The organism is Pseudomonas leptonychotis (assembly GCF_004920405.1).
GTDB lineage: Bacteria > Pseudomonadota > Gammaproteobacteria > Pseudomonadales > Pseudomonadaceae > Aquipseudomonas > Aquipseudomonas leptonychotis.
Map to the genome: position 1 here is coordinate 522,680 of NZ_RFLV01000001.1, position 24,450 is coordinate 547,129.

The window sequence follows — 24,450 nt, forward strand, 5'->3', positions numbered from 1 at the left end:
GGTATCAGACCAGCTAGCCAGCGCCTTGCGCTCAATCGACGGCGGACGTTTCGATTTTATCTAAGAACGGCGTCCTGCCATTGCAACGACGCTGATCCTGGCGCTGGGCAACTTCCTGCACTTCACGGCGGGTCACCAAGTCAGCAAGACTGATGCCACTAAGGAATTCGTGTATCTGCTGGCTAAGGTCACACCACAGATGGTGGGTCAGACAAGTATCGCCCGCATGGCAATCGCCCTGCCCTTGGCAGCGCGTTGCATCGACTGACTCGTTGACCGCATCGATCACCTCAGCCACTTGGATGCCTTGCATGTCACGCGACAACTGATAACCACCGCCAGGCCCACGCACACTGGAAACCAGATTGCCGCGCCGTAACTTGGCAAACAGCTGCTCCAGATAGGACAGGGAAATACCCTGACGCTCGGAAATATCAGCCAGAGACACCGGGCCACGCTGAGCGTGCAGCGCCAAATCCAGCATGGCAGTGACGGCGTAACGGCCTTTAGTGGTGAGTCGCATAAGGGATTACCGCGTAGTCGCAATATGCCGCGAGTATGCAATTCCCGAGCATTTAAGTCAACTATAAGACCTAGCGCTTTAGTCGGGATTAGCCAAAACGGAGGGCGCGAAGCATAGCAAACTAGCCGCCTTTAGGCAGCCGGCTTGTCACTCTGCTCTTTACAGACACCCACAAAATCCTCATCGCGCAGCTGTGGCAAATCTTTGGCGCAGTAGTCGCTGCCCAGCGACTTCAAAGCGCCACACATACCTTCAAGACGAGCATCCACGGCTTGCAGGTGATCGAGCAGCTGACCAATGGCTCGCGCCACCGGATCTGGCATGTCTTGCCCGACGCCATAGGCATCGAAGCCAATTTTTTCGGCAATCGCCTGACGCTTGGCCTCCTGCTCCCCATCAGGCTTGGCAATAATCCGCCCCGGAATACCAACAGCCGTCGCACCCGCAGGGACCGCCTTAGTGACCACGGCGTTCGAGCCAATTTTTGCACCCGCGCCCACCGTGAAAGGCCCCAGAACCTTAGCCCCAGCACCCACGACCACACCATCCTCAAGGGTTGGATGGCGCTTACCCTTGTTCCAGCTGGTGCCCCCCAGCGTTACCCCCTGGTACAGCGTGACGTCATTACCAATCTCTGCTGTTTCACCAATCACAATGCCCATGCCGTGATCGATAAAGAATCGACGCCCTACTTTGGCGCCCGGATGAATCTCAATGCCCGTCATCCAACGACCAAAATTAGACACTACGCGCGCCAGCCACTTCCAGCCGGCACCCCACAACGCATGCGCAAGCCGGTGTAGCCAGACCGCATGCAGACCTGGGTAGCACGTGACCACTTCGAGGGTATTGCGCGCCGCGGGGTCGCGATGAAATACGCTTTGGATATCCTCTCGCATGCGCTCAAACATCTGCTTTCTCCTGCCTAAGGTGCTCGCCACGCGCCGCCTTGATGGTTTCCGTCAAGATACCGCGCAAGATATTCATTTCCAGATTGTTCACTGCGCTGCGCCCGTACAAACGACGCAAGCGACTCATCAAATGCCGCGGCTTGTCCGGATCAAGAAATCTGATCTCAACCAAGGCCTGCTCAAGATGACGATAAAACGACTCCAGCTCGTCCGCTGTCACTGGCTCTTCATCCTGCTCCACAACCGGCACCGGTTTAGCCGGCTGCTCTTGCGCCGCCAACCACGCCATACGCACTTCATAAGCCAGCACTTGGACAGCTGCTGCCAAATTCAATGAGCTGAACGCCGGATCAGAGGGAATATGCACATGGAAATGGCAACGTTGCAGTTCATCATTGGTCAGGCCGGCATACTCACGACCAAACACCAAAGCAACCTGCGCGCCTTGCTGTGCCTGCTCACACGCCGCGACACCACACTCGCGTGGCTCGAGCATCGGCCAAGGGATATGGCGATCGCGCGCGCTGGTACCCAATACAAGACGGCAACCGATCAACGCCTCCTCAAGCGTACCAACCACCTGCGCCGCTTGCAGAATATCGCTGGCCCCAGACGCCCTGGCATCCGCATCGGCGCTTGGAAAATCCTGCGGATCGACCAGCACCAGCTGCGCCAACCCCATGTTTTTCATAGCCCGTGCCGCCCCCCCTATATTGCCAGGATGACTGGTACCGACTAAAACAACGCGAATATTTTCCAGCAACGCAAACACTCACAGACAAGGCTCAGAGGAGCAAATCTTACAGAAGCCACCCAGCTTACGCCACGCAAGGCGCAGGTTACGCTTCAACCGCCTGGGTTTTCTGCTAGAATGGCCGGCTTTCTTTAACGACCCAGGTGAACATCCATGCAGCCCATGCTGAATATCGCGCTGCGCGCAGCCCGTAGCGCCGGCGAAATGATCTTCCGCTCGACCGAACGCTTGGACGTCATCTCGGTCGACGAGAAAGAAGCCAAGGAATATGTGACCGAGCTTGATCGCTCCGCCGAGCAGCTGATCATCCAGGGCTTGCGCAAGGCGTACCCAAATCACGGCGTCTTCGGCAAAGAAAGCGGCCTGAGCGAAGGCAGCGGTGACGGCGCTGACTATGTGTGGGTCATCGACGCACTGGATGGCAGCGCTAACTTTATCCGCGGGATTCCGCATTACGCCGTGAGCATCGCCTGCAAATATCGCGGCCGCCTTGAGCACGCGGTAATCATTGACCCGGTTCGCCAAGAAGAATTTACCGCCAGCCGTGGTCGCGGCGCCGCCCTCAATGGCCGCCGCCTACGCGTGGGTAATCGCAAGAGCCTGGAAGGCGCACTGCTCGGCACCGGGTTCCCGCTCCGCGACAGCCAAATGGACAACTTCGAGAACTACATCGGCATGTTCCGCAGCTTGGTGGGCCAGGCTGCCGGCCTCCGCCAAGGCGGGACAGCAAGCCTGGACTTGGCCTACGTTGCCACGGGCCGCTTTGATGCATTCTGGGAGTTTGGCCTGTCCGAGTGGGACATGGCCGCAGGCGCACTGCTGATTCAAGAAGCAGGTGGCTTGGTCAGCGACTTCAGTGGCAGCCACGAATTCCTTGAAAAGGGCCAGATCGTGGCAGGCAACACCAAGTGCTTCAAAGCGGTCCTGACCGCTATTCAGCCCCACCTGTCAGCCTCACTGAAGCGCTAACAGTTGAGCCAATAAAAAAGCGCCCTAGGGCGCTTTTTTATTGGCTCAATATTTACTCAGCCAACACCAGCTGACCATCACGCACCGGGATCCGCTGCCCCGGATCATTGGCCATACGTACCTGACTGACCTTACCGTCCAACTCGTACTTAACGTCATAACCCACCAGCTTCTCACTGGTGTCGGTCACCGTATTGCAGCGCGTTTCGGTGGTAGTCACCGTGTCATTAGCCTGCATATTGCCCTGCACCTGGTTGCCAGCATAACCGCCACCCACGGCACCAGCCACGGTTGCTAACTTCTTGCCGTTACCACCGCCAACCTGATTACCCAGCAAGCCGCCAACCACTGCACCAATCGCCGTACCGGCAATTTTATGCTGATCCTTGACCGGCGCCTGACGGGTGACCGCCACATCCTTGCACACTTCACGCGGGGTCTTAATGGTTTGGTTAACCGGCTTCACGGCTAGCACTTCAGCATATTTTGGCGCAGTGACAACATTGTAAGTGGCAACTGCTCCACCCGCCGTCACGCCTACCGCACCTAACACTGCGCCTACCAACAAAGACTTATTCATACAGACCTCCTAGAACTGCTGCTTAGCGCTCAACGCGCTTTACTCCCTGCCTTGGAGCATAAAAAAACCGGGCAAGTTCAACACCTACCCGGCTTATTCAATTAATTGCGACGAATACCACAGTTTCAGGGGCGCTCATCAACCTCTTCTTCCACCACCGGCGGAATCAGATCATCGACGGTCAGATCGAGCCAGACCAGCACCACGTTAGCGATATAGATCGACGAGTAAGTACCCGCACTCACGCCTACAAACAGCGCCACCGAGAAGGCAAACAGGTTGTCACCGGCAAATACCAGAAGAGCACCGATAGCCAACAAGGTGGAGATGGAGGTCGCCATGGTGCGCAACAGGGTTTGCGTGGTGGAGATGTTGATGTTGTCGATCAACGTCGCCTTGCGCAGTACGCGGAAGTTCTCACGCACCCGATCGAATACCACGATGGTGTCGTTTAGCGAGTAACCGATGATCGCCAGCAACGCCGCCATCACGGTCAGATCGAAGGTGATCTGGAAGAACGACAAAATGCCCAAGGTGACAATCACGTCGTGGATCAGCGAGATAATCGCCCCCACGCCGAACTTCCACTGGAAGCGAAAGGCCAGATAGAGCATCACCCCACCCAGCGCCAACAGCAGGCCAAGCCCACCCTGATCGCGAAGCTCTTCACCCACCTGCGGGCCGACGAACTCGACCTTTTTCACCTCAAGCTGCTCACCGGCCTGACGCAGTGCGGCGGCCACTTTATTACCCAAATCCGGGTCATTGCCTTGCATGCGCACCACTACATCAGTAGTCGCACCAAAGCTCTGCACCACTGCATCGGCATAACCCGCACCTGCAAGCTGCGAGCGGATATTGCCAAGGTCAGCCGGCTGCTCGTAGCTCAGCTCGATTTGCGTGCCACCGGTAAAGTCCAAGCCGAGATTCAGCCCCTTAGTGAAGAGACTGCCGAGTGACAACAGGGTCAGCAGCACGGTGAAGGCGAACGCAATATTGCGCACCCCCATGAAGTTGATCGTACGATTCATCACAGCCCCTTAAATCCACAACTTCTTGAAGTCACGCCCGCCGCACGTCAGGTTGACCATGCAACGCGTCACCAGAATGGCGGTAAACATCGATGTGATGATGCCCAGCGACAGCGTCACCGCGAAGCCTTTAACCGGCCCAGTACCCATCGCAAACAGAATGCCGCCAACCAACAGAGTGGTCAGGTTGGCATCGACAATCGCCGAGTACGCCCGATCAAAGCCCTCATGAATGGCGCGCTGAATCGACATGCCATTGGCAATCTCTTCACGAATACGCGAGAAGATCAGCACGTTGGCATCCACCGCCATACCCATGGTCAAGACAATACCGGCAATGCCTGGCAGAGTCAGGGTGGCACTGAGCAGCGACATCAGCGCCAGCAACAGCACCATGTTCAGGCCCAGCGCGACGGTTGCCAGCACGCCAAAAGCGCGGTAGATGGCAATGATAAACAACGACACAAACAGCATCGCCCACAACGACGCATTCACGCCCTTGGCAATGTTGTCAGCACCCAGGCTCGGGCCAATGGTGCGCTCTTCCGCGAAGTACATCGGCGCAGCCAAACCACCCGCACGCAGCAGCAGAGCCAGCTCGGACGACTCACCCTGACCATCCAGGCCGGTGATGCGGAACTGACTACCCAGCGGCGACTGAATGGTGGCCAGGCTGATGATCTTCTTCTCTTCGATGAAGGTCTGCAGCTCAACTTCCTTCTCGACGCCATCAACCACCTGACGCACATAGCGGGTGACCGGCTTCTGCTCGATAAAGATCACCGCCATGCTGCGCCCGACATTGTTGCGGGTCGCGCGGTTCATCAGGTCACCACCACGGCCATCCAAACGGATATTGACCTGTGGACTGCCGTTTTCGTCGAAGCTGGCCTGAGCGTCAGTCACCTGATCGCCGGTGATGATCAGGTCACGCTCAAGCTGCGCTGGCGGACGACCTTCCTGGCGAAAGCCGAAGCTCTCAGTCGCTGCCTTAGCCGCATCCGGCTCCGCAGCCAGACGGAACTCCAGGTTGGCGGTTTTACCGAGAATACGTTTGGCTTCGGCCGTGTCCTGCACGCCCGGCAACTCAACCACGATGCGGTTGGCACCCTGACGCTGCACCAGCGGCTCGGCCACACCCAGCTCATTGACTCGGTTACGCACCGTGGTCAGGTTCTGTTTGATCGAGTATTCGCGAATTTCGACCAACTTGGCCTGCGTCAACGTCAAGCGCAGCACCTGAAGCTCACTACGCTCCACAGTGGTCATATCAAAATCATTGAAGTCTTTGCGAATCAGTTGCTGGGCCTTCTCCAGCGCCGCTTCATCAACAAAGCCCAACTGAATGGCGCCATTGAGCTCGGGCAGGCTGCGATAACGCACACGCTCTTTACGCAGCAGGCTCTTAACTTCACCCTCATACACCTTGCGGCGTGCATCCAGGGCTTTATCCATATCCACTTCCATCAGGAAGTGCACACCACCGGACAGGTCCAGACCGAGCTTCATTGGGCTACCGCCCAAGTTACGCAGCCAATCAGGCGTGGTCTGCGCCAGGTTCAGCGCCACTACAAACTCATCGCTCAAGGCCTTGCGCACCAGGTCTTTGGCAGGCAGCTGGTCTTCAGCGCTGTTCAAGCGGAGCAAGCCAGCACGGCCCTGGTTGGCCACACTGGTGGCTTTAACACTGATCCCGGCCGCCTCCAGTGCGCGACTGGCGCGATCTAGGTCAGCCTGCTCAACGCGCATGGCGGAGCTGTTGCCACTGATCTGGATCGCCGGATCATCCGGGTACAGATTGGGCGCGGAATAGAGAAAACCGATTGCTAGCACAGCCAGAATCAGCAGGTACTTCCAGAGGGGAAATTTGTTGAGCATGACGCCGCCCGTTATGACGCGGGGCGCATTAAGCGCCCCGTCGAATGGTAAAGGTGTGTGGCTTAGATCGCTTTCAGCGTGCCCTTAGGCAGCGAAGCAGCAATAGCTACTTTCTGAATCTTCAGCTCGACAGTGTCAGACACTTCGATTACCACGAAGTCATCGGAAACCTTCGACACCTTGCCAGCGATACCGCCGCTGGTTACCACCTCATCACCTTTCTGCAAGCCGCCGATCAGACCTTTGTGCTCTTTCGCACGCTTGGCCTGTGGACGCCAGATCATCAGGTAGAAGATGACCAGAAAGCCAACCAGAAACACCCATTCAAAACCACTACCAGCAGGACCGACAGCCGGTGCGGCACCTTCAGCGAAGGCAGCGGGGATAAAAAAGCTCATGTAACACTCCTGTTGTAAGGGTTTTTAAAGGGTTTTGAATCAATCCAGAGGCGGCGTTGGCAGCCCGCGTTTGGCATAGAAGGCATCGACAAAGGCGGCCAATGTACCCTGTTGAATAGCCTCACGCAAACCAGCCATAAGCACCTGATAATGCCGTAAGTTATGGATTGTATTGAGCATGCTACCGAGCATTTCGCCACACTTATCCAGGTGATGCAGGTAGGCGCGGGAGAAATGTTTGCAGGTGTAACAGTCGCAGGTCGGATCCAGCGGCGAATTGTCCTGCTTGTGGAAGGCATTGCGGATTTTCAACACACCGGTATCGATAAACAGGTGGCCATTGCGCGCATTGCGGGTCGGCATCACGCAATCGAACATATCCACGCCACGGCGCACGCCTTCGACCAAGTCCTCAGGCTTGCCCACGCCCATCAGGTAGCGCGGCTTATCCGCCGGCAACAGTGCAGGTAGGTAGTCGAGCACCTTGATCATTTCTTCTTTCGGCTCACCGACTGACAACCCGCCAATCGCGTAACCGTCAAAGCCGATCTGCTCCAGCCCCTCCAGGGACACCTGACGCAGCTCTTCGTGCATACCGCCCTGGACGATGCCAAACAACGCCGCCGTGCTTTCACCGTGCGCCTCTTTCGAGCGCTTGGCCCAACGCAGCGATAACTCCATGGACTTTTTGGCCACATCGAACTCAGCCGGGTACGGCGTGCACTCATCGAAGATCATCACGATGTCAGAGCCCAGATCACGCTGCACCTGCATCGACTCTTCCGGCCCCATAAATACTTTGGCACCGTCGACAGGCGAAGCGAAGTACACGCCCTCTTCCTTGATCTTGCGCATCGCACCCAGGCTAAACACCTGGAAACCACCGGAGTCAGTAAGGATCGGCCCCTGCCACTGCATAAAGTCATGCAAGTCGCCGTGCTTCTTAATCACTTCAGTACCGGGGCGCAGCCACAAGTGAAAGGTGTTACCCAAAATTATCTGCGCGCCAATCGCCTCGACATCGTCCGGCATCATGCCTTTGACCGTGCCATAGGTCCCCACTGGCATAAACGCCGGGGTTTCCACCACACCACGGGGAAAGGTCAGCCGACCACGGCGCGCCTTGCCTTCGGTCGCCAACAGTTCGAAAGACATGCGGCATGTGCGCGTCATAGCTGTTCCTCTGGCCCGCGCGGTGCGGGGTTGCGGGTGATGAACATGGCATCACCGTAACTGAAAAAACGATACTCACCGGCAATCGCCGCCTGGTAGGCCGCCATGGTTTCCGGGTAGCCAGCAAACGCCGACACCAGCATCAGCAGGGTCGACTCTGGCAAATGAAAATTGGTCACCAGCGCATCGACCACATGCAGCGGCCGACCTGGGAAAATAAAGATATCGGTGTCGCCACTGAAGGCCTTGAGCACGCCATCACGCGCCGCACTTTCCAGCGAGCGCACGCTCGTGGTGCCGACCGCGACCACCCGCCCACCGCGTGCACGGCATGCGGCTACCGCATCAACCACATCCTGGCCAACCTCCAGCCACTCAGTGTGCATATGGTGATCTTCGATGCGCTCAACCCGGACCGGCTGAAAGGTCCCGGCCCCCACATGCAGCGTGACAAAGGCGCGCTCGACGCCCTTTGCAGCAATGGAATCCAGCAGCGCCTGATCAAAATGCAGGCCTGCGGTCGGCGCAGCCACGGCGCCCGCACGGTCGGCGTACACCGTTTGGTAACGCTCGCGGTCCGCCTGCTCGTCAGGGCGGTCGATATAAGGCGGCAGCGGCATATGACCGACGCGCGCCAGCAACGGCAACACTTCTTCGGCAAAACGCAGCTCGAACAACGCATCGTGACGCGCGACCATTTCAGCCTCACCACCGCCGTCGATAAGAATATTCGAGCCGGGCTTAGGCGACTTGCTCGACCGCACATGGGCCAGCACCCGATGACTGTCCAGCACGCGCTCGACCAGAATTTCTAATTTGCCGCCCGAGGCTTTCTGGCCAAACAACCGTGCCGGAATCACTCGGGTGTTGTTGAACACCATCAGATCGCCGGGACGCAGATAATCCAGCAGATCACCGAAGTGCTTATGAGCCAGCTCGCCAGTCGGCCCATCGAGCACCAGCAAGCGACTCGCGCGGCGCTCGGCAAGCGGATGGCGGGCAATCAGGGTATCTGGCAGCTCGAAATTAAAATCGGCAACACGCATGGTAGGCAGGGGTCGTCTAGCAGGGCGGCAAAGCTTACCGGAAATAGTGAATTTTGACCACGCAAGCGGATTGACCAACCCGAATACCATCCCTATACTTCGCCGCCATTGTGCCCCGGTGGCGGAACCGGTAGACGCGGCGGATTCAAAATCCGTTTTCGAAAGAAGTGGGAGTTCGAGTCTCCCCCGGGGCACCATACAATTGACTAAAGGCCTTGAATCTCAAGGCCTTTTTTTATGGGCGGCGTAAAGTCGCGGCGTAACGACTTTCTGCTAGCTGTATGACCTGATGCCAAGTCGTCAGCACTGCCGAGACTAGGCCCGCACTGCTAACCTCTCCGCCAGCCCGACTACGTAAGGAGCCCGCCATGCCGAAGCATCGACTGCGCCCGCAGGGTGAATTCCCTAGCGCCGGCTTGATCCGCCGCCTCGCCGCCATGTTCTATGACTTTCTGCTGTGCATTGCCCTGCTAATCGTGGTGACCTTCGCCTACAAGCTGATCCTGATGGGCTTCTATGGGCAAGCGCAGCTCAAGCAGATGTCCGATGCCGGCGCTTTGGATGGCGACCCCCTGCTCTCGACCTTACTGCTGCTCAGCCTGTTCGGTTTCTTTGCCAAATTCTGGACCCATAACGGCCAGACGCTGGGCATGCAGGTGTGGGGATTACGCATCCAGAACAGCGACGGCACCGCCCTCAGCCTATGGCAAGCCCTGCTGCGCTTCTTGGTCGCCATCGGCTCGTGGCTGCTATTTGGCCTGGGTTTTCTGTGGATTCTTTGGGACAAAGAAAAACGCAGCTGGCATGACATTTATTCAGGCAGCCAAGTAATTCAACTGCCGAAAAATATTCATAAGAAGTAAATCGACAGACACAAAAAAGCCGGCGAGCACTCTCTGTGCACGCCGGCTTTTTTACGCCTGGCTCAACCCGCGCGGCGCAGCAACCAGACACCCGCAAGCCCGCAGAAACCAGCGGGTATCAACACAGCCAGCAGCGGCGAAAAGCCAAACACCAAGCTAGACGGCCCGAGCAGGTCCTGGCTGATCTTGAACACAAAACCCACCAGCACCCCAGTAAACACACGTTGCCCCAAGGTCACGGAACGCAGTGGGCCGAAGATAAAGGAAATCGCCATCAACACCAGCGCTGCCGTTACCAGCGGTTGCAGTACCTTGGTCCAGAACGACAACCAGTATTGACTGTTATTCAGCCCCTGCTCTGCCAGGTAATGGATGTAGTTCCACAACCCGGTCATCGACAGCGCATCCGGCGCCAGCACCACGGTGCCGAGCAACTGTGGCGTCAACTCAACATCCCAGCGCTCGCTGCCCGCCTCAATAACCTCACTGCTGCGTTCGCGAAAATGCGTGGTCGCCACGTCTTCAAGCTGCCAGTGATCACCCTGATATTGGGCGCGGCGCGCAAAGCTGGCGGACTGCATGCGCTTCTGCTCATCGAAGTTATAGCGGGTAACGCCCAGCAACACGCCATCGGGCTGCACGGCATTGATGTGCACATACTCTTGCCCTTGGCGATGCCACAATCCGCGCTTGGAGCTTTGTGCTTCACCACCGCCCTGGGCCATGGCACGACTGGCCTGAGCCTGATTTTCGCTGTAGGGCGCCAAGTACTCACCGATCAGCACGCCGACCAACATCAACACCAGCATGGGCTTCATCACCGCCCAGACAATGCGCCCAATCGACACCCCGGCGGCACGCATGATGGTCAGCTCACTGTTACTGGCCAGCGAACCCAACCCAATCAAACAACCTATAAGGGCCGCCATCGGTAGCATTTCATAGATACGCCGCGGAGCCGTCAGCAGCACATAACCGAACGCATCAAGGAGACTGTAATTGTCTTCGACATCGCCCAGCTCATCGACAAACGCAAACAGCAGGGCCAGACCAACAATGATGCCCAACACAGCCAGGATGGCGACAAATACCTGCGTACCGATATAACGATCCAACTTAACCACGGGCCACCTCCTGCGCCACACGACGGGCCGCCCAGCGCAAGCGCAGCGGCTCCCAATACAGCAACAACAGCCCGATCAACACAAACAAGCCATGCACCCACCACAACCCCAGCACTGCTGGGATGTTTTCTTTATCCAGCGCCCCACGCGCAGCAATCAACAGCGCCAGGTAAGCCATATACAGAAGAATGGCTGGCAGCAGCTTGAGAAAGCGGCCCTGGCGTGGATTGACCCGCGACAGCGGCACTGCCAGCAGAGTCACCACAAAAACCAGCACGGGAATCGACAGACGCCACTGCAGTTCGGACTGCATGCGCGGCTTGTCATTACCAATCAGCTCACGCGTCGGTATCGCCTCGCGCTCTGTGACTTCGGCTGCCACTTCCGGCTTAGGCAACAGCACGCCGTAGGTGTCGTACTTAATCGCACGATAATCGGCCTGCCCCGGATTGCCGTCATAGCGGTAACCATTCTCCAGAATCAGGTAGCGGCTGCCGTCTGCTTGAATCTCCTGACGACCGGATTCAGCCACCAACACAGAGATACCGCGCTCTTTATCTCCCTTGCTCGACAACTGCGTCTCGGAAATAAACACTTCAGACAAAGCGCCCCGATCTTCGGACAGCTCCTCGGTGTAGGTGACCCGCGAGCCATTTTTCATCGATTGAAAACGCCCCGGCACCAAGGTATCCAGCTCGGTCATGGCGCTTTGCTCGTTGAGAATCCGCGCGACATGCTCAACCCCCTGCGGAGCCAAGCCCAGGCTTAACCAGCCCGCCAGTAATGCCACTAAGGTTGCTGGCGCCAAGCTGTAGGCAAACAAACGCTGCTGGCTCATGCCGGTGGCCGAAAGCACCGTCATTTCACTGTCCAGGTACATCCGGCCATAGGCCAGAAGGATGCCGAGAAACAGCGCCAGCGGCAGGATCAGCTGTAAGAAGCCCGGAACTCGGTACGCCATGATCAGCAACAGCACCCCAGGATCAAGCAACCCCTGCGCCGCCTGAGCCAGGTAACGAATAAAACGACCACTCATAATAATGACCAGCAACACCGCACTCACGGCACTTAAGGTCAACAACACTTCACGGGACAGATAACGGAAGACGATCAAACCAGACACTCCAGGGTTGTCAGGCTCAGCTGGCTACGCTCAAACTAGCCACACTGCTTGCCGGCTCGCTCAACTGGCGAACCTCGAAATTTGAGCCGGCATTATCCTGCAATAGCGACTCGTTGTCTTGGGGACACCACGTAATGGACTTTATTGTTAAAAGCGCACGCCCAGAAACACTAAAAACCGCCACGCTGGTGATCCCTGTCGGCGAAGGCCGCACACTCGGTGAAACCGCCACTGCTATAGACACCGCCTGCGCAGGAGCCATAAGCGCTCTACTTAAGCGCGGCGATCTGGCTGGCAAGCTAGGCCAGACCCTACTGATACACAACCTGTCCAACCTCAAAGCCGAACGCGTGCTGCTGGTCGGTACCGGTAAAGATAACGAACTGTCGGATCGTCAATTGCGCAAAATCATCGCCAGCGTTTACAGCACGCTGAAGCCCCTCGGCGGCAGCGACGCGGTATTGGCGCTCGACGACCTTCAAGTCAAAAACCGCGACACCTACGGCAAAACCCGCTTAATGGTGGAAAGCCTGGCCGACGCCGGTTACTGCTTTGATCGCTTCAAGAGCCAGAAAGCCGAAGCCGGTGCTCTGAAGAAAATCACTCTGCTCAGCGACAAAGCCGGTTTGGCTGACGCCCAGCGCGCCAGCACCCATGCCCAAGCGATTGCCGCCGGCATGGCCTTTACTAAAGACCTCGGCAATATGCCACCAAACCTGTGCCACCCCAGCTTTCTTGCCGAAGAAGCCAAGGTGCTGGGCAAGACCTACAAGAACCTCAAAGTCGACATCCTTGATGAGAAAAAGCTCAAGGAACTCGGCATGGGCGCCTTCCTCGCCGTCGCCCAGGGCAGCGACCAACCGCCACGGATGATCGTGCTCAACTATCAAGGCGGCAAGAAAACCGAAAAACCTTACGCCCTGGTCGGTAAAGGCATCACCTTCGACACCGGTGGCATCAGCATCAAGCCTGCCAGCGGCATGGATGAGATGAAGTACGACATGTGCGGCGCCGCCAGCGTGTTCGGCACGTTGAAAGCCGTGCTCGAAATGCAGCTGCCGATCAACTTGGTTTGCGTGCTGGCCTGCGCCGAAAACATGCCGAGCGGTGGCGCCACACGTCCTGGCGATATCGTCACCAGCATGAGCGGGCAGACCGTGGAAATTCTCAACACCGACGCCGAAGGCCGCCTGGTGCTGTGTGACGCCCTGACCTATACCGAGCGTTTCAAGCCGCAAGCGGTAATTGACATCGCCACCCTCACCGGCGCCTGCATCGTTGCCCTGGGCAGCAATGTTTCCGGCCTGATGGGCAATAACGATGAGCTGGTGCAGCAGATTCTCGGTGCCGGCCTGAGCGCTGACGACCGCGCCTGGCAGCTGCCGCTGTATGACGAATACCAAGAGCAGCTTGATAGTCCATTTGCCGACATTGCCAATATCGGCGGGCCGAAAGCGGGCACCATTACCGCTGGCTGCTTCCTCTCGCGCTTCACCAAGAACTACCACTGGGCGCATCTGGATATCGCCGGCACCGCCTGGATCAGCGGCGGCAAGGACAAAGGCGCCACCGGCCGCCCGGTACCGATGCTGACGCAATACCTGCTAGATCGCAGCAACGCCTGAGTATTTAGCCTGAATTACTGCGCGTTAAGCCGGCCAACTTGCCCGGCTTAACGCGCAGCGCCCCACCGCTCGAACCATAAAATATGCAAAACACGCCTCCAGTTTACTAGCTGGTTATTTTCTACAGGCGTAAACTCCGCCGCCCGACTGACGAGTCAAGCCGTCAAAGCGATGTAGCGCCCCGAGTCATGCTCAGCCTGATGCATAACCTATGGTCGGAGCGTTTCTCAATCGAGCCCGTTATGCGTATCGAATTTTACGTACTGTCCACTGCCACTCCGGGTGATCGCCTGCGAGCGGCCTGCCAGTTGGCGATGAAAGCCTGGCGAGCGGGCCTCCCGGTATTTCTACGCGGCAACGATGCGCAACAATGCAACGAGCTAGATGACTGGCTGTGGCGCTTCAAGACGGACAGTTTCGTACCGCACAACCTGCATCAGGACGACGCCCAGGCTCCCGTAGTTATCGGTCTGGACGAAGAACCGGCAAGCACGCAAGGTGTGCTGATCAACCTCGGCAACACCCTTTCACCACAAGTGGAGCGCTTCAGTCGGGTGATCGAAATCGTCAACCAAGAACCCGACCTGCTGACCGCTTGCCGGGAGAATTTCCGCAGCTACCGCCAGCGCGGGTATGATCCAAAACGAGTCGAACTTTAGTAACGCATCATGGACAGCTCAAAACCGCCGGAAAAACCCGCACAACTGCTGAACGACCTTGAGTCGATCCGCCAACTGCTGGGCGATGAAAACCTCGAACCGCCGCTGCTGATCGACTCGCTCGACCCGGACAGCATCCCGCTGCTGTCCGAAATCGTCACGCCGTCAGTCAGCCCGCTAGCTGCCGCCCCTCAGCCCAAGCCTGCGGCGACGCTGCGCGAAACAGTCAACCAAAGCATTAGCCGCGACAGCGAGCTGAACCGCCTAGACAGCGAACTGCGCGCCGCCGCCCAGCTCATCCTGCAGGATGTGATCGATGACTTCGTGCCGCAGATCGAAGCCGAACTGAAACGTCGCCTCGAAGCCCGCCTGCCTCGCCTGTTACCGCAGCGCCGACCGTGACACTGGGCGCTTAACGCCCACCAGTCACCCCCAGCGCGCTCGCCCTTACGTCACACGGGCCATCCCCGCTATACTTGCCGGCTTTTCCGTCTAGCCGTCATAAGGGTCCCGCCGCGCATGGACAAGACCTACCAGCCGCACGCCATTGAAACCGCCCTGTACCAGAACTGGGAGGCGAACAACTATTTCGCCCCGCAGGGTAAAGGCGCGCCGTACACCATCATGATCCCGCCGCCGAACGTCACCGGCAGCCTGCACATGGGTCACGGCTTCAACAACTCGATCATGGATGCGCTGATCCGTTTCCGTCGCATGCAGGGCCGCAATACCCTGTGGCAGCCGGGCACCGACCACGCCGGCATCGCCACGCAAATGGTAGTAGAACGCCAGCTTGCTGCTGAAGGTGTCGGCCGTCACGACCTGGGCCGCGAGAAATTCCTGGAAAAAGTCTGGGAATGGAAAGAACAGTCCGGCGGCACCATCACCCGGCAGATTCGTCGCCTGGGCAGCTCGGTAGACTGGTCGCGCGAGCGCTTCACCATGGACGAAGGCTTGTCCGAATCGGTTAAAGAAGCCTTCGTGCGCCTGCATAAAGACGGCTTGATCTACCGCGGCAAGCGCCTGGTCAACTGGGACACCAAGTTCCACACCGCGATCTCCGACCTTGAAGTGGAAAACCACGATGAGAAAGGCAGCCTGTGGAATCTGCGTTACCCGCTGGCCGACGGCAACAAAACCGCCGACGGCAAGGATTACCTGATTGTCGCCACCACGCGCCCGGAAACCATGCTCGGCGACAGCGCCGTCGCGGTAAATCCGAGTGACGAGCGCTACCAAGCGCTGATCGGCACTTTTGTTGAGCTGCCGCTGGTTGGCCGCCGCATCCCAATCATCGCGGACGACTACTGCGACCCCGAATTCGGCACCGGCTGCGTGAAAATCACCCCAGCCCACGACTTCAACGACTATGAAGTCGGCAAGCGCCACAATCTGCCGCTGCTGAACATCTTCGACAAGAACGCCGCGGTACTGGCGCAAGCTCAAGTGTTCAACATCGACGGTAGCGTCAACAGCACATTCGACGGCAGCCTGCCGGCGCAGTTCGCCGGGCTCGACCGCTTTGAAGCGCGCAAGCAAATCGTTGCTGCGTTTGAAGCTGCCGGCTTGCTCGAAAGCATCGAACCGCACGCGCTGAAAGTGCCGAAAGGCGACCGCTCCGGCACCATCATCGAACCGTGGCTGACCGACCAGTGGTACGTCAGCACCAAGCCGCTGGCCGAGAAAGCCATCGCCGTGGTCGAGAGCGGTGAAATCCAGTTCGTACCCAAGCAGTACGAGAACATGTATTTTTCCTGGATGCGCGACATCCAGGACTGGTGCATCAGCCGTCAGCTGTGGTGGGGCCACCGTATTCCGGCCTGGTACGACGATGCCGGCAATGTCTACGTCGGCCGTGACGAGGCGGAAGTTCGCGCTGAGCACAACCTCGGCGACGCCAACCTGCGCCAGGATGAAGACGTCCTCGACACCTGGTTCAGCTCCGGCCTGTGGACCTTCTCCACCCTCGGCTGGCCCGAGCAGACTGACGCCCTGAAAACCTTCCACCCCACCGATGTGCTGGTGACGGGTTTCGACATCATCTTCTTCTGGGTCGCCCGGATGATCATGCTGTCGACCCACCTGACCGGGCAGATCCCGTTCAAGACCGTCTATGTGCATGGCTTGGTGCGCGACGGCCAAGGGCAGAAGATGTCCAAGTCCAAGGGCAACGTGCTCGACCCGCTGGATATCGTCGACGGCATCACTCTCGACGCCCTGCTGGAAAAACGCACCACCGGCTTGATGCAACCCAAGCTCGCCGAGAAGATCGCCAAGCAGACCAAAGCGGAATTCCCTGACGGCATCGCCGCCTACGGTACCGACGCCCTGCGCTTCACTAACTTGGCGCTGGCCTCCACCGGCCGCGACATCAAGTTCGACATGGGCCGGGTCGAGGGTTACCGCAACTTCTGCAACAAGATCTGGAACGCCGCCAACTTCGTGCTGGAAAACACCGACGGCCAGGACACTGGCGTTAACGGTGAGGAAGTCGAGCTGTCCTCGGTGGATCGCTGGATCATCTCCGCCCTGCAGCGCACCGAAGCCGAAGTGACCCGTCAGCTCGACGCCTTCCGCTTCGATCTGGCTGCGCATGCGTTGTACGAGTTTATCTGGGACGAGTACTGCGCCTGGTACCTGGAGCTGGTCAAGCCGGTGCTGTGGGACGAGAACGCGTCCATCGAACGCCAGCGCGGCACCCGCCGCACGCTGATCCGTGTACTGGAAGTGGCGCTGCGCCTGGCGCATCCGTTTATGCCGTTTATCACCGAAGAAATCTGGCAGCGCATCAAAGCGCAAGCCGGCGTCTCCCAAGGTGAAAAGCAAGGCGAGACCATCATGCTGCAGGCCTGGCCGGTAGCGAATGAGAGCCGCATCGATGCCGCTGCCGAAGGCGATATCGAGTGGGTCAAGCAGCTGATGCTCGGCCTGCGCCAGATCCGTGGCGAGATGAAAATCTCCATGGCCAAGCGCATCGACATCATCCTGCAGAACGCCAGCGCGGAAGACCTACGCCGCCTGGCCGACAACGCGCCGCTGCTAAACAAGCTGGCCAAGCTGGAGTCGGTACGCGTACTCGAAGCCGGCGAAGAAGCGCCAATGTCTGCCACCGCGCTGGTCGGTGACATGCAGGTGCTGGTGCCGATGGCCGGGCTGATCGACAAGGACGCCGAACTGGCGCGCCTGGATAAAGAGATCGCCCGTCTGGATGGCGAGGTCAAGCGCGTCGGCGGCAAACTGGCCAACGAAGGCTTCGTCGCCAAAGCCCCAGCCGAAGTGCTCGATAAAGAGCGCGCCAAGCTGGCCGAGGCTGAGCAAGCACTGGGCAAGATGGTTGAGCAGCGCGGCAAAATCGCCGCACTTTAACCATTAGCAACACCTAAAGCCCGCGCCCTCACAGGCGCGGGCTTTGTTTTTTGCGGGCGAGGCTTTAGCCACGATCACCGCGCCGTCGCGGCTAAAGCCCCTCCCACACGATTAATCTCTCGATGCAGTCATAGCGGGCGCGACGCCCTGTCGCATAACCACGCGGCGCAGCGCTGCCAAAGCAGCCAACCCCGCGAAATCAGGGCGCGGCAGCACTCAGCACAGTAGCCAGAAAAAGCTGATTGACGCTCACCCTAAGCGGCTGCGCTATAAATCCGCTGCCAATTCCTGCGTAATTCAGGCATCTTCTGCTGCGCATCAAAAGCCTCCGGCACCTCTAATTCAATAAAAAAGCCCTGCAAATGGAAGTCTGACCATGTATGCGTTGATGGCATTGATCTTTGTCCTCGGTTACCTGTGTATCGCCCTCGAACACCCGCTGAAAATCGATAAAGCGGCCTCGGCGATTCTCACCGCCGTTATCTGCTGGACCCTGCTGGTACTGGGTGCAGACACTATTCTGCCGCTGATTGGTTCAGGCACTGCCGGCGCCAGCAGCAATGGCCATCACGTCACAACGGAACTGCGCCACCATCTGGGCGAAATCTCCGAGATTCTGTTCTTCCTCATGGGCGCCATGACCATCGTCGAGCTGATCGACGCCCACGAGGGCTTCAAGGTCATCACCGACCGCATCCGCACCAACAAACGCGTCACCCTGTTGTGGACCGTCGCGCTGATTACCTTCTTCCTCTCCGCCGCACTGGATAACCTGACCACCACCATCGTTATGGTCTCGCTGCTGCGCAAGCTGGTTTCCGATCAGAAAGAACGTTGGTTCTACGCCGGCATCGTGGTTATCGCGGCAAACGCCGGCGGCGCCTGGTCGCCGATTGGTGACGTCACCACCACCATGCTGTGGATCGGTAATCAGGTCACCACCAGCGGCATCGTGGTCAATCTGTTTATCCCAAGCTTGGTCTGCATGCTGGTGCCACTGCTAATCCTCAGCGTGACTATGAAAGGTGAAATCCAGCGCGCCGAGGTCAAGCCTTCCGCCGAAGAGCGCCGCGACCCAACCACGCCGTTTGAGCGCAACCTGGTATTCATTCTCGGTATCGGGGCGTTGGTGTTTGTTCCCGTATTCAAGACCGTGACCCACCTGCCCCCCTACATGGGCATCCTGCTCGGCCTTGGCGTGCTCTGGGTGGTGACCGAAATCATCCACCGTGGCAAGAACGATGAAGACAAGCACCCGCTCTCGGTGGTCGGCGTACTGCGTCGCATCGACACCACCAGCGTGCTGTTCTTCCTCGGCATCTTGCTCGCGGTCTCCAGCCTGGCCACCGCCGGCCATTTGACTCAAGTGGCCACTTTGTTGCGCGAAGGTTTGGGCGACGTGTATGCCATCAACATCGCCATCGGCCTGCTGTCATCGGTAGTCGATAACGTGCCACTGGTGGCCGGTGCCATGAAGATGTATCCATTGGTAAGCCCGGAAGCCTTGGCGCTGGCCGGCAGCGATGCCGCCTGGCTGAGCAACTTCCAGGTCGACGGCACCTTCTGGGAAATGCTCGCCTATTGCGCCGGCACCGGTGGCAGCTGCCTGATCATCGGTTCGGCCGCCGGCGTGGCCGCTATGGGCATGGAGAAGATCAACTTCATCTGGTACCTGAAGAAGATCAGCCTGCTGGCCTTTATCGGCTACATGGCTGGCGCGGCGACCTATATTGGCATTGCCACGCTGGGCTGAACGCCTTCACTCTGGGAAGGCGCGCTCGCTCAGAGCGCGCCGCACTGACGCAGGAGCACAGCAGCGATGGATGTCAGCAAAACCAAAACCAGCTTTTACCGCCGCCTCTATGTGGCCTGGTTAATCGATAGCGGCGCAGCTTGCAGCGTGCCAGCGCTGATGGACGCCACCGGCATGCCTCGGCGTACCGCTCAAGACACCCTAACGGCCCTGGCCGAACTGGATATCGACTGCGTGTTCGAGCAAGACGCCGGTGAGCGCAACAATGCTGGCCACTATGTGATTCGCAACTGGGGCGCGATCAACCCACAGTGGATTGCCGCCAACCTGGCGCAGATCAAAGCCACACTCGACTACCCCTGATTTACGCCCTCGAGACCGCCATGCGCAGCTCGCACCGTTTGTTACTGGTCATCCTGTTTCTGCTGGGCTTGTTCGTGCTGTTCGAAGCCTTGGGCATCCGCGCGCAATTCAGTCTAGAGGCGTTGCAAGCCCTCATCCTGATGCACCCGGTCGTCGGCCTGCTGCTGTTTACCCTGTTATTTGCCCTCGGCAACCTGATCCAGATTCCCGGCTGGGTGTTTCTTGCCGCTTCGGTGCTGGCCCTGGGCCGGCTGTATGGCGGTATTGCCACCTACGTCGCGGCCTGCGTGTCCTGCATTTTCACGTTCATCACCATTCGCTACTTAGGCGGCAACGCCCTGCGCGAGCTGGACAACCGCCTGGCGCAGCGTCTGCTGGGCGGGCTTGATCGGCGCCCACTGGCCAGCATCATCGTCCTGCGCATGCTGTTTCAAACCGTGCCGGCGCTGAACTACGCGCTAGCCCTTTCCGGTGTTCGCTTTCGTACTTACCTACTCGGCACCCTGCTCGGCCTACCGCTGCCAATTGCCCTGTACTGCGTGTTCTTCGATTACCTGGCGATGCTGCTGAATATTGCCCACTAACCTGTCTGATACTGAGCGTTTACAGATTGTCGGCAAGCAACCTGCGCCCAGCTGTGGGAAAATCTCGCGCCCCAAGCCTGTGATCCGCCTGCCATGTCCCTGCCGCCGAAACGCCCAAGCCGTAAACCCACCGCACCGCGCCCTGTCGCAAGCAAGCCTGCGGCGACCAAACCGGATGCCGGCAAAGGCCAATTGCACCCACGCAATCGCCACCAAGGGCGTTATGACTTTCCGGCGCTGATCAAGGCCAGCCCCGAGTTGGCGGCCTTCGTGATCATCAATCCGTACGGCAATGAGAGCATCGATTTCGCCAACCCGGCGGCGGTCAAGGTGTTCAACCGGGCACTGCTCAAGCAGTTTTACGGTATCGCGCAGTGGGACATTCCGGCGGATTACCTCTGCCCACCGATTCCGGGCCGCGCCGATTACCTGCATTACCTGGCCGACTTGCTCGCCACCAGCAATGCCGGTGAGATTCCGCGCGGCGCCAAGGTGCGCGCTTTGGATGTAGGCGTGGGAGCCAACTGCATCTACCCGCTGCTGGGTAACCGCGAATACGACTGGCACTTTCTTGGCTCGGACACGGCCGCCGAAGCCATCGCCTCGGCCACGGCCATCGTGCAATCCAATCCGGGCTTGAGTGACGCCATCGAACTGCGCCAGCAGCGCGACAGCGCGCATATCTTCCAAGGCTTGCTCAACAACGATGAACGCTTCGACCTGACTCTGTGCAACCCGCCCTTCCACGCCAATGCCGAGGAAGCCAGCAGCGGCAGCAAACGCAAATGGCGCAACCTGGGCAAGCTCGACCCCAAGCGCAAACTGCCCGTGCTGAACTTTGGTGGCCAGGCGGCGGAACTGTGGTGCAAAGGTGGCGAAGCGGCGTTTGTCAGCACGCTGATCAAGGAGAGTGTGCAGGTCGGTCAGCAAGTACTGTGGTTTAGCAGCCTGATTTCCAAGGCCAGCAACCTGCCCGGCGTCTACACCGCCTTAAAACAAGCGGGTGCCTTGCAGGTGCAAACCGTGGAAATGGCCCAGGGGCAGAAGCAAAGCCGCTTCGTCGCCTGGACCTTCCAGTCGCCAGAACAGCAACAGGCTTGGCGCCAAGCCCGCTGGCAATAAATCGTAGGATGGGACGGGGTCCTAGCCTGAGCGCAGCGACAAAGCGGCAGGATGCCGTACTGCACAGACTTCACAGCCGTAGGGCGAGGAACATGGATGCCCCTCGTAATACCCATGCCGCCTACCGCTGTAAGCGATGGGTTACGCCGCTTCGATATAGCCGCATGTCTGCGGTTATATGTAGCGGCTAACCCACCCTACCCGTCGTTCACGGCATTACTTGACCAGTTCAAACAGCGCTACGTTGCCGCTCTTCTCCAGGCCTGTGATGAGGAAGTGTCGACCGTCCTTCTCGACATAGGCCAGGCCTTCTGGAGCCAGCAAGCCGGAACCTGCACCCACGCCTGCCCCGACTACCTGTAACACTGTAGGTTGCGCCGGCTGATCCAGATCAATCAGCGCCAGGGCGTCCGCCCGCTCCAAGGTAGCAACCGCCAAACGCTTGCCAAAGGCATCAAAACTCACCACGCCTTCTGGTTCGCTGCCCTTGTTAGGGCTGCGCACATCCGGGTAAACACCGGCCTTGGCTGCCATGTCATCCAGTTGGCTGCCGGTGTCGCCAAGTAACTGGCCACTCAGGGCATCAAACACACTGACGGTGCGCCCACCGCCGCTGGGCAAGCCGGCCTTGGTCTTGGCAATTTTAGGGTCACTATCGCCTTCATCGGCGCTGATCAGGAAGCGGCCATCGGCGCTCACGGCCAAGCCATCAGGCTCACGCAAGGCAAACAGTTCGGCGCTCGGGTCATACTTGCCGTCATCCAGAATATCGGCGGCATGGCGCACCGTGCCCAGGCCAAACACCTTGCTCAGCTTGGCTTGCTGCACATCAATCACGGCAATCGCATTGTTCTCCTGCAGGCTGACATAAGCGCGGCGACCATCGGGACTGAAGGTCACGTACTCCGGCTCAATGTGTTCAGGGCTGGTGCCGAACGGCACCTTCAACTCTTCAACGCCGATCATCCGCTCCAACAGGCGTTGATGCTCACTCTGGGTCGCGCCTTCAACACCCGCCAGGTCCGGTAAGCGGATCACGCTGTGCTTGGCCGCTGCAACGCCACCGCGCAGGTCAATCACGCTGATAGACCCCTCGCCACTGCGAAACCCCTCGCCATCACGTACATAACCTTCGCCTTCATTGGCCACCACGACGAAGTCGCCGGTGGGTGAAAACGCCAGACTGTCCGGCCAGATACCGATCTCGACGGACTTCAACAACTTGCCATCGGCCGCCGCACGAAATTCGACGCGGCCATTTTTCAGGCTATCGCTGTCGCGCACGCAGACCGCGAACATATCCTCCTGAGGATGAAAGGCAGCCGAGGTAATTTCCCCGGCTCCTTGTGCCACCAAGCTGTGCCGAGCGATACGTTGAAGCCCCTTAGCAGGATCCAATTGGAGAATATCCACTAGCCCTTCGGCGCTATTGGATACGATCACTCGCAGACTAGAGGCTTGCACACTGACAATTTCAGTACCGGCGGCAAAGCCGCTCTGGTAAAGCGCCAGCGGTTTAAGCTCAAACGCGCAGGCCAACGGAGCCAAGGCAAACAGCGCACACAACGTAGGAATTCGCAGCACAGCAACTATCCTTATGCAAAGACATGGGGATTGAACAAATCCGCAGCAGTCTTCACGCCCTAGGTGACGCTTTAATGAAGCATGCGTGGCAGTGGCTGGCCGCAGCCACTACAACCGACTTGCCATCCCACGGGATGCACCCGCTACCCCGGCAATGGTATTAATAGTCGCCAAGCGCGCCGGCATAACCCGTGCGGGGCTAGTTGAGGTCGTTGAATGAAGTGGAAAATCCTGTTCGGCGCAGCGTGCTTGCTACTTGGAATATGCGTACACGCCAGCGAACAGCCGGAGTTAAAGATCAGTGTGGGCGACTGGCCGCCCTACCTGTCTAGCGATCTGAAACACAACGGTGTAATCGCCCATCTGATCAGCGACCTGCTGGCCGATGAAGGCTACCGCGTCACCTTTCAGTTTCTGCCCTGGCCACGCGCTTACTCGGCAGCCGCTGCTGGCCGTTTCGACGCCAGCGCCGTATGGATGCACAAGACCGAGCGAGAAGCCGATTTTCTGTTCAGCGCACCGCTGCTCAATGAAGAATTCGTGTTCTTTCACCTAAAAAGCCTCCCCTTCGATTGGAACACTTTTGATGACCTCACCGGCATGAAGCTGGGCGGGGGCCTGAAATACAGCTACGGCCCAGATTTCGATGCCTTTCTCGCTGAGAGCAAGGTGAGGATGGAGCGCGTTTCCAGCGACCAACAAAACTTCGAAAAACTGCTCAAAGAACGTGTAGTCCTCTACCCGCAGGAGATGAATGTGGGCTACGCCGCACTGCGCAGCCACTTCAGCCCTGAAGACCAAGCCAAGATCACCCACCACCCGAAACCACTGCTGGTTAACCTCAGTTACCTGATGTTGCCCAAAAGCCTAGAAGGCAGCCCGGCGCTGCTTGATCGTTTCAATAAGCGCTTGCAACGCTATCGCGACAGCGGTCGTTACCAGCGTTATTTTGAGGATCTGCAGCAAGGCAAGTACCAACCCGAGCCATCAGATCCCCCTAAGTAAGTACATACCGCCGTCT

Annotated in this window: 23 protein-coding genes and 1 tRNA gene; 12 read left to right on the top strand and 12 right to left on the bottom strand. The window is 58.5% G+C overall.

Annotated elements, in window-relative coordinates:
- Positions 1 to 31: 31 nt before the first annotated feature.
- The 3 genes from iscR to trmJ form a co-directional block, all read right to left on the bottom strand.
- Positions 32 to 523, bottom strand: a complete 492-nt coding sequence (gene iscR, locus D8779_RS02400) for a Fe-S cluster assembly transcriptional regulator IscR (RefSeq protein ID WP_136662867.1) — start codon at positions 521 to 523, stop codon at positions 32 to 34.
- A gap of 131 nt (positions 524 to 654) precedes the next feature.
- Complete coding sequence (gene cysE, locus D8779_RS02405; RefSeq protein WP_136662868.1) at positions 655 to 1,434, bottom strand: serine O-acetyltransferase; 780 nt, start codon at positions 1,432 to 1,434, stop codon at positions 655 to 657.
- Positions 1,427 to 2,197: a tRNA (cytosine(32)/uridine(32)-2'-O)-methyltransferase TrmJ gene (gene trmJ, locus D8779_RS02410; RefSeq protein ID WP_205895805.1), complete on the bottom strand. Its 771-nt coding sequence runs from the start codon at positions 2,195 to 2,197 to the stop codon at positions 1,427 to 1,429. The genes cysE and trmJ overlap by 8 nt, the downstream gene beginning before the upstream one ends.
- A gap of 144 nt (positions 2,198 to 2,341) precedes the next feature.
- Between trmJ and suhB the strand changes: the two genes are divergently transcribed.
- Complete coding sequence (gene suhB / locus D8779_RS02415; RefSeq protein ID WP_136662870.1) at positions 2,342 to 3,157, top strand: type III secretion system regulator SuhB; 816 nt, start codon at positions 2,342 to 2,344, stop codon at positions 3,155 to 3,157.
- 52 nt (positions 3,158 to 3,209) lie between these two features.
- Here suhB and D8779_RS02420 read toward each other — a convergent pair whose 3' ends face one another.
- From D8779_RS02420 to queA, 6 genes are all read right to left on the bottom strand, one after another.
- A complete protein-coding gene (locus D8779_RS02420; protein ID WP_136662871.1) occupies positions 3,210 to 3,737 on the bottom strand; it encodes a glycine zipper 2TM domain-containing protein in 528 nt (175 codons plus the stop codon).
- 125 nt (positions 3,738 to 3,862) lie between these two features.
- Positions 3,863 to 4,768: a protein translocase subunit SecF gene (gene secF, locus D8779_RS02425; RefSeq protein WP_136662872.1), complete on the bottom strand. Its 906-nt coding sequence runs from the start codon at positions 4,766 to 4,768 to the stop codon at positions 3,863 to 3,865.
- Positions 4,769 to 4,777: 9 nt separating this feature from the next.
- A complete protein-coding gene (secD, locus tag D8779_RS02430) occupies positions 4,778 to 6,646 on the bottom strand; it encodes a protein translocase subunit SecD (protein ID WP_136662873.1) in 1,869 nt (622 codons plus the stop codon).
- A 62-nt stretch (positions 6,647 to 6,708) separates the two neighbouring features.
- On the bottom strand, positions 6,709 to 7,044 hold the full coding sequence (gene yajC, locus D8779_RS02435; protein ID WP_136662874.1) for a preprotein translocase subunit YajC: 336 nt from the start codon (positions 7,042 to 7,044) through the stop codon (positions 6,709 to 6,711).
- A gap of 39 nt (positions 7,045 to 7,083) precedes the next feature.
- Entirely contained in the window at positions 7,084 to 8,199 is a 1,116-nt protein-coding gene (tgt, locus tag D8779_RS02440) for a tRNA guanosine(34) transglycosylase Tgt (protein WP_167492558.1), read from the bottom strand.
- A gap of 14 nt (positions 8,200 to 8,213) precedes the next feature.
- Positions 8,214 to 9,263 (bottom strand): tRNA preQ1(34) S-adenosylmethionine ribosyltransferase-isomerase QueA, encoded by a 1,050-nt coding sequence (gene queA / locus D8779_RS02445; protein WP_136662876.1) that lies wholly within the window; start codon positions 9,261 to 9,263, stop codon positions 8,214 to 8,216.
- Between the two features lie 112 nt (positions 9,264 to 9,375).
- Between queA and D8779_RS02450 the strand changes: the two genes are divergently transcribed.
- Both D8779_RS02450 and D8779_RS02455 read left to right on the top strand, forming a co-directional pair.
- Positions 9,376 to 9,460: transfer RNA gene (locus tag D8779_RS02450), tRNA-Leu, on the top strand.
- A 171-nt stretch (positions 9,461 to 9,631) separates the two neighbouring features.
- Positions 9,632 to 10,126: an RDD family protein gene (locus D8779_RS02455; RefSeq protein WP_136662877.1), complete on the top strand. Its 495-nt coding sequence runs from the start codon at positions 9,632 to 9,634 to the stop codon at positions 10,124 to 10,126.
- Between the two features lie 62 nt (positions 10,127 to 10,188).
- On the opposite strand, the gene lptG is transcribed toward D8779_RS02455, so the two are convergent.
- On the bottom strand, positions 10,189 to 11,250 hold the full coding sequence (lptG, locus tag D8779_RS02460; protein ID WP_136662878.1) for an LPS export ABC transporter permease LptG: 1,062 nt from the start codon (positions 11,248 to 11,250) through the stop codon (positions 10,189 to 10,191).
- Positions 11,243 to 12,364: an LPS export ABC transporter permease LptF gene (gene lptF / locus D8779_RS02465; RefSeq protein WP_136662879.1), complete on the bottom strand. Its 1,122-nt coding sequence runs from the start codon at positions 12,362 to 12,364 to the stop codon at positions 11,243 to 11,245. Before lptF ends, lptG begins: the two co-directional genes overlap by 8 nt.
- A 143-nt stretch (positions 12,365 to 12,507) precedes the next feature.
- On the opposite strand from lptF, the gene D8779_RS02470 reads away from it, so the two are divergent.
- The 8 genes from D8779_RS02470 to rlmF all read left to right on the top strand — a co-directional run bounded on the left by D8779_RS02470 (position 12,508) and on the right by rlmF (position 21,845).
- Positions 12,508 to 13,998: a leucyl aminopeptidase gene (locus D8779_RS02470; protein ID WP_136662880.1), complete on the top strand. Its 1,491-nt coding sequence runs from the start codon at positions 12,508 to 12,510 to the stop codon at positions 13,996 to 13,998.
- Between the two features lie 242 nt (positions 13,999 to 14,240).
- Positions 14,241 to 14,657, top strand: a complete 417-nt coding sequence (locus tag D8779_RS02475; RefSeq protein ID WP_136662881.1) for a DNA polymerase III subunit chi — start codon at positions 14,241 to 14,243, stop codon at positions 14,655 to 14,657.
- 9 nt (positions 14,658 to 14,666) lie between these two features.
- A complete protein-coding gene (locus tag D8779_RS02480) occupies positions 14,667 to 15,059 on the top strand; it encodes a DNA polymerase III subunit chi (RefSeq protein ID WP_136662882.1) in 393 nt (130 codons plus the stop codon).
- 117 nt (positions 15,060 to 15,176) lie between these two features.
- Complete coding sequence (locus tag D8779_RS02485; protein ID WP_136662883.1) at positions 15,177 to 18,023, top strand: valine--tRNA ligase; 2,847 nt, start codon at positions 15,177 to 15,179, stop codon at positions 18,021 to 18,023.
- A gap of 376 nt (positions 18,024 to 18,399) precedes the next feature.
- Positions 18,400 to 19,776, top strand: coding sequence for a sodium:proton antiporter NhaD (nhaD, locus tag D8779_RS02490; protein WP_136662884.1), 1,377 nt, complete (start codon positions 18,400 to 18,402; stop codon positions 19,774 to 19,776).
- 66 nt (positions 19,777 to 19,842) lie between these two features.
- Positions 19,843 to 20,139, top strand: a complete 297-nt coding sequence (locus D8779_RS02495) for a winged helix-turn-helix domain-containing protein (RefSeq protein WP_136662885.1) — start codon at positions 19,843 to 19,845, stop codon at positions 20,137 to 20,139.
- A gap of 20 nt (positions 20,140 to 20,159) precedes the next feature.
- The gene (locus D8779_RS02500) at positions 20,160 to 20,723 is read left to right on the top strand and encodes a VTT domain-containing protein (RefSeq protein WP_136662886.1); all 564 of its coding nucleotides are present in this window, start codon (positions 20,160 to 20,162) and stop codon (positions 20,721 to 20,723) included.
- Between the two features lie 93 nt (positions 20,724 to 20,816).
- Positions 20,817 to 21,845, top strand: coding sequence for a 23S rRNA (adenine(1618)-N(6))-methyltransferase RlmF (gene rlmF / locus D8779_RS02505; RefSeq protein WP_136662887.1), 1,029 nt, complete (start codon positions 20,817 to 20,819; stop codon positions 21,843 to 21,845).
- 216 nt (positions 21,846 to 22,061) lie between these two features.
- Here rlmF and D8779_RS02510 read toward each other — a convergent pair whose 3' ends face one another.
- On the bottom strand, positions 22,062 to 23,429 hold the full coding sequence (locus D8779_RS02510; protein ID WP_136662888.1) for a choice-of-anchor I domain-containing protein: 1,368 nt from the start codon (positions 23,427 to 23,429) through the stop codon (positions 22,062 to 22,064).
- Between the two features lie 216 nt (positions 23,430 to 23,645).
- Here D8779_RS02510 and D8779_RS02515 point away from each other — a divergent pair, with 216 nt between their 5' ends.
- A complete protein-coding gene (locus D8779_RS02515; protein ID WP_136662889.1) occupies positions 23,646 to 24,434 on the top strand; it encodes a substrate-binding periplasmic protein in 789 nt (262 codons plus the stop codon).
- The last annotated feature ends 16 nt before the right edge of the window (positions 24,435 to 24,450 follow it).

What these genes read in the sequence shown, in the direction of transcription:
- iscR (WP_136662867.1), bottom strand. Translation starts at nt 523, where the DNA reads ATGCGACTCACCACTAAAGGCCGTTACGCCGTCACTGCCATGCTGGAT.
- cysE (WP_136662868.1), bottom strand. Translation starts at nt 1,434, where the DNA reads ATGTTTGAGCGCATGCGAGAGGATATCCAAAGCGTATTTCATCGCGAC.
- suhB (WP_136662870.1), top strand. Translation starts at nt 2,342, where the DNA reads ATGCAGCCCATGCTGAATATCGCGCTGCGCGCAGCCCGTAGCGCCGGC.
- D8779_RS02420 (WP_136662871.1), bottom strand. Translation starts at nt 3,737, where the DNA reads ATGAATAAGTCTTTGTTGGTAGGCGCAGTGTTAGGTGCGGTAGGCGTG.
- secF (WP_136662872.1), bottom strand. Translation starts at nt 4,768, where the DNA reads ATGAATCGTACGATCAACTTCATGGGGGTGCGCAATATTGCGTTCGCC.
- secD (WP_136662873.1), bottom strand. Translation starts at nt 6,646, where the DNA reads ATGCTCAACAAATTTCCCCTCTGGAAGTACCTGCTGATTCTGGCTGTG.
- yajC (WP_136662874.1), bottom strand. Translation starts at nt 7,044, where the DNA reads ATGAGCTTTTTTATCCCCGCTGCCTTCGCTGAAGGTGCCGCACCGGCT.
- tgt (WP_167492558.1), bottom strand. Translation starts at nt 8,199, where the DNA reads ATGTCTTTCGAACTGTTGGCGACCGAAGGCAAGGCGCGCCGTGGTCGG.
- queA (WP_136662876.1), bottom strand. Translation starts at nt 9,263, where the DNA reads ATGCGTGTTGCCGATTTTAATTTCGAGCTGCCAGATACCCTGATTGCC.
- D8779_RS02455 (WP_136662877.1), top strand. Translation starts at nt 9,632, where the DNA reads ATGCCGAAGCATCGACTGCGCCCGCAGGGTGAATTCCCTAGCGCCGGC.
- D8779_RS02470 (WP_136662880.1), top strand. Translation starts at nt 12,508, where the DNA reads ATGGACTTTATTGTTAAAAGCGCACGCCCAGAAACACTAAAAACCGCC.
- D8779_RS02475 (WP_136662881.1), top strand. Translation starts at nt 14,241, where the DNA reads ATGCGTATCGAATTTTACGTACTGTCCACTGCCACTCCGGGTGATCGC.
- D8779_RS02480 (WP_136662882.1), top strand. Translation starts at nt 14,667, where the DNA reads ATGGACAGCTCAAAACCGCCGGAAAAACCCGCACAACTGCTGAACGAC.
- D8779_RS02485 (WP_136662883.1), top strand. Translation starts at nt 15,177, where the DNA reads ATGGACAAGACCTACCAGCCGCACGCCATTGAAACCGCCCTGTACCAG.
- nhaD (WP_136662884.1), top strand. Translation starts at nt 18,400, where the DNA reads ATGTATGCGTTGATGGCATTGATCTTTGTCCTCGGTTACCTGTGTATC.
- D8779_RS02495 (WP_136662885.1), top strand. Translation starts at nt 19,843, where the DNA reads ATGGATGTCAGCAAAACCAAAACCAGCTTTTACCGCCGCCTCTATGTG.
- D8779_RS02500 (WP_136662886.1), top strand. Translation starts at nt 20,160, where the DNA reads ATGCGCAGCTCGCACCGTTTGTTACTGGTCATCCTGTTTCTGCTGGGC.
- rlmF (WP_136662887.1), top strand. Translation starts at nt 20,817, where the DNA reads ATGTCCCTGCCGCCGAAACGCCCAAGCCGTAAACCCACCGCACCGCGC.
- D8779_RS02515 (WP_136662889.1), top strand. Translation starts at nt 23,646, where the DNA reads ATGAAGTGGAAAATCCTGTTCGGCGCAGCGTGCTTGCTACTTGGAATA.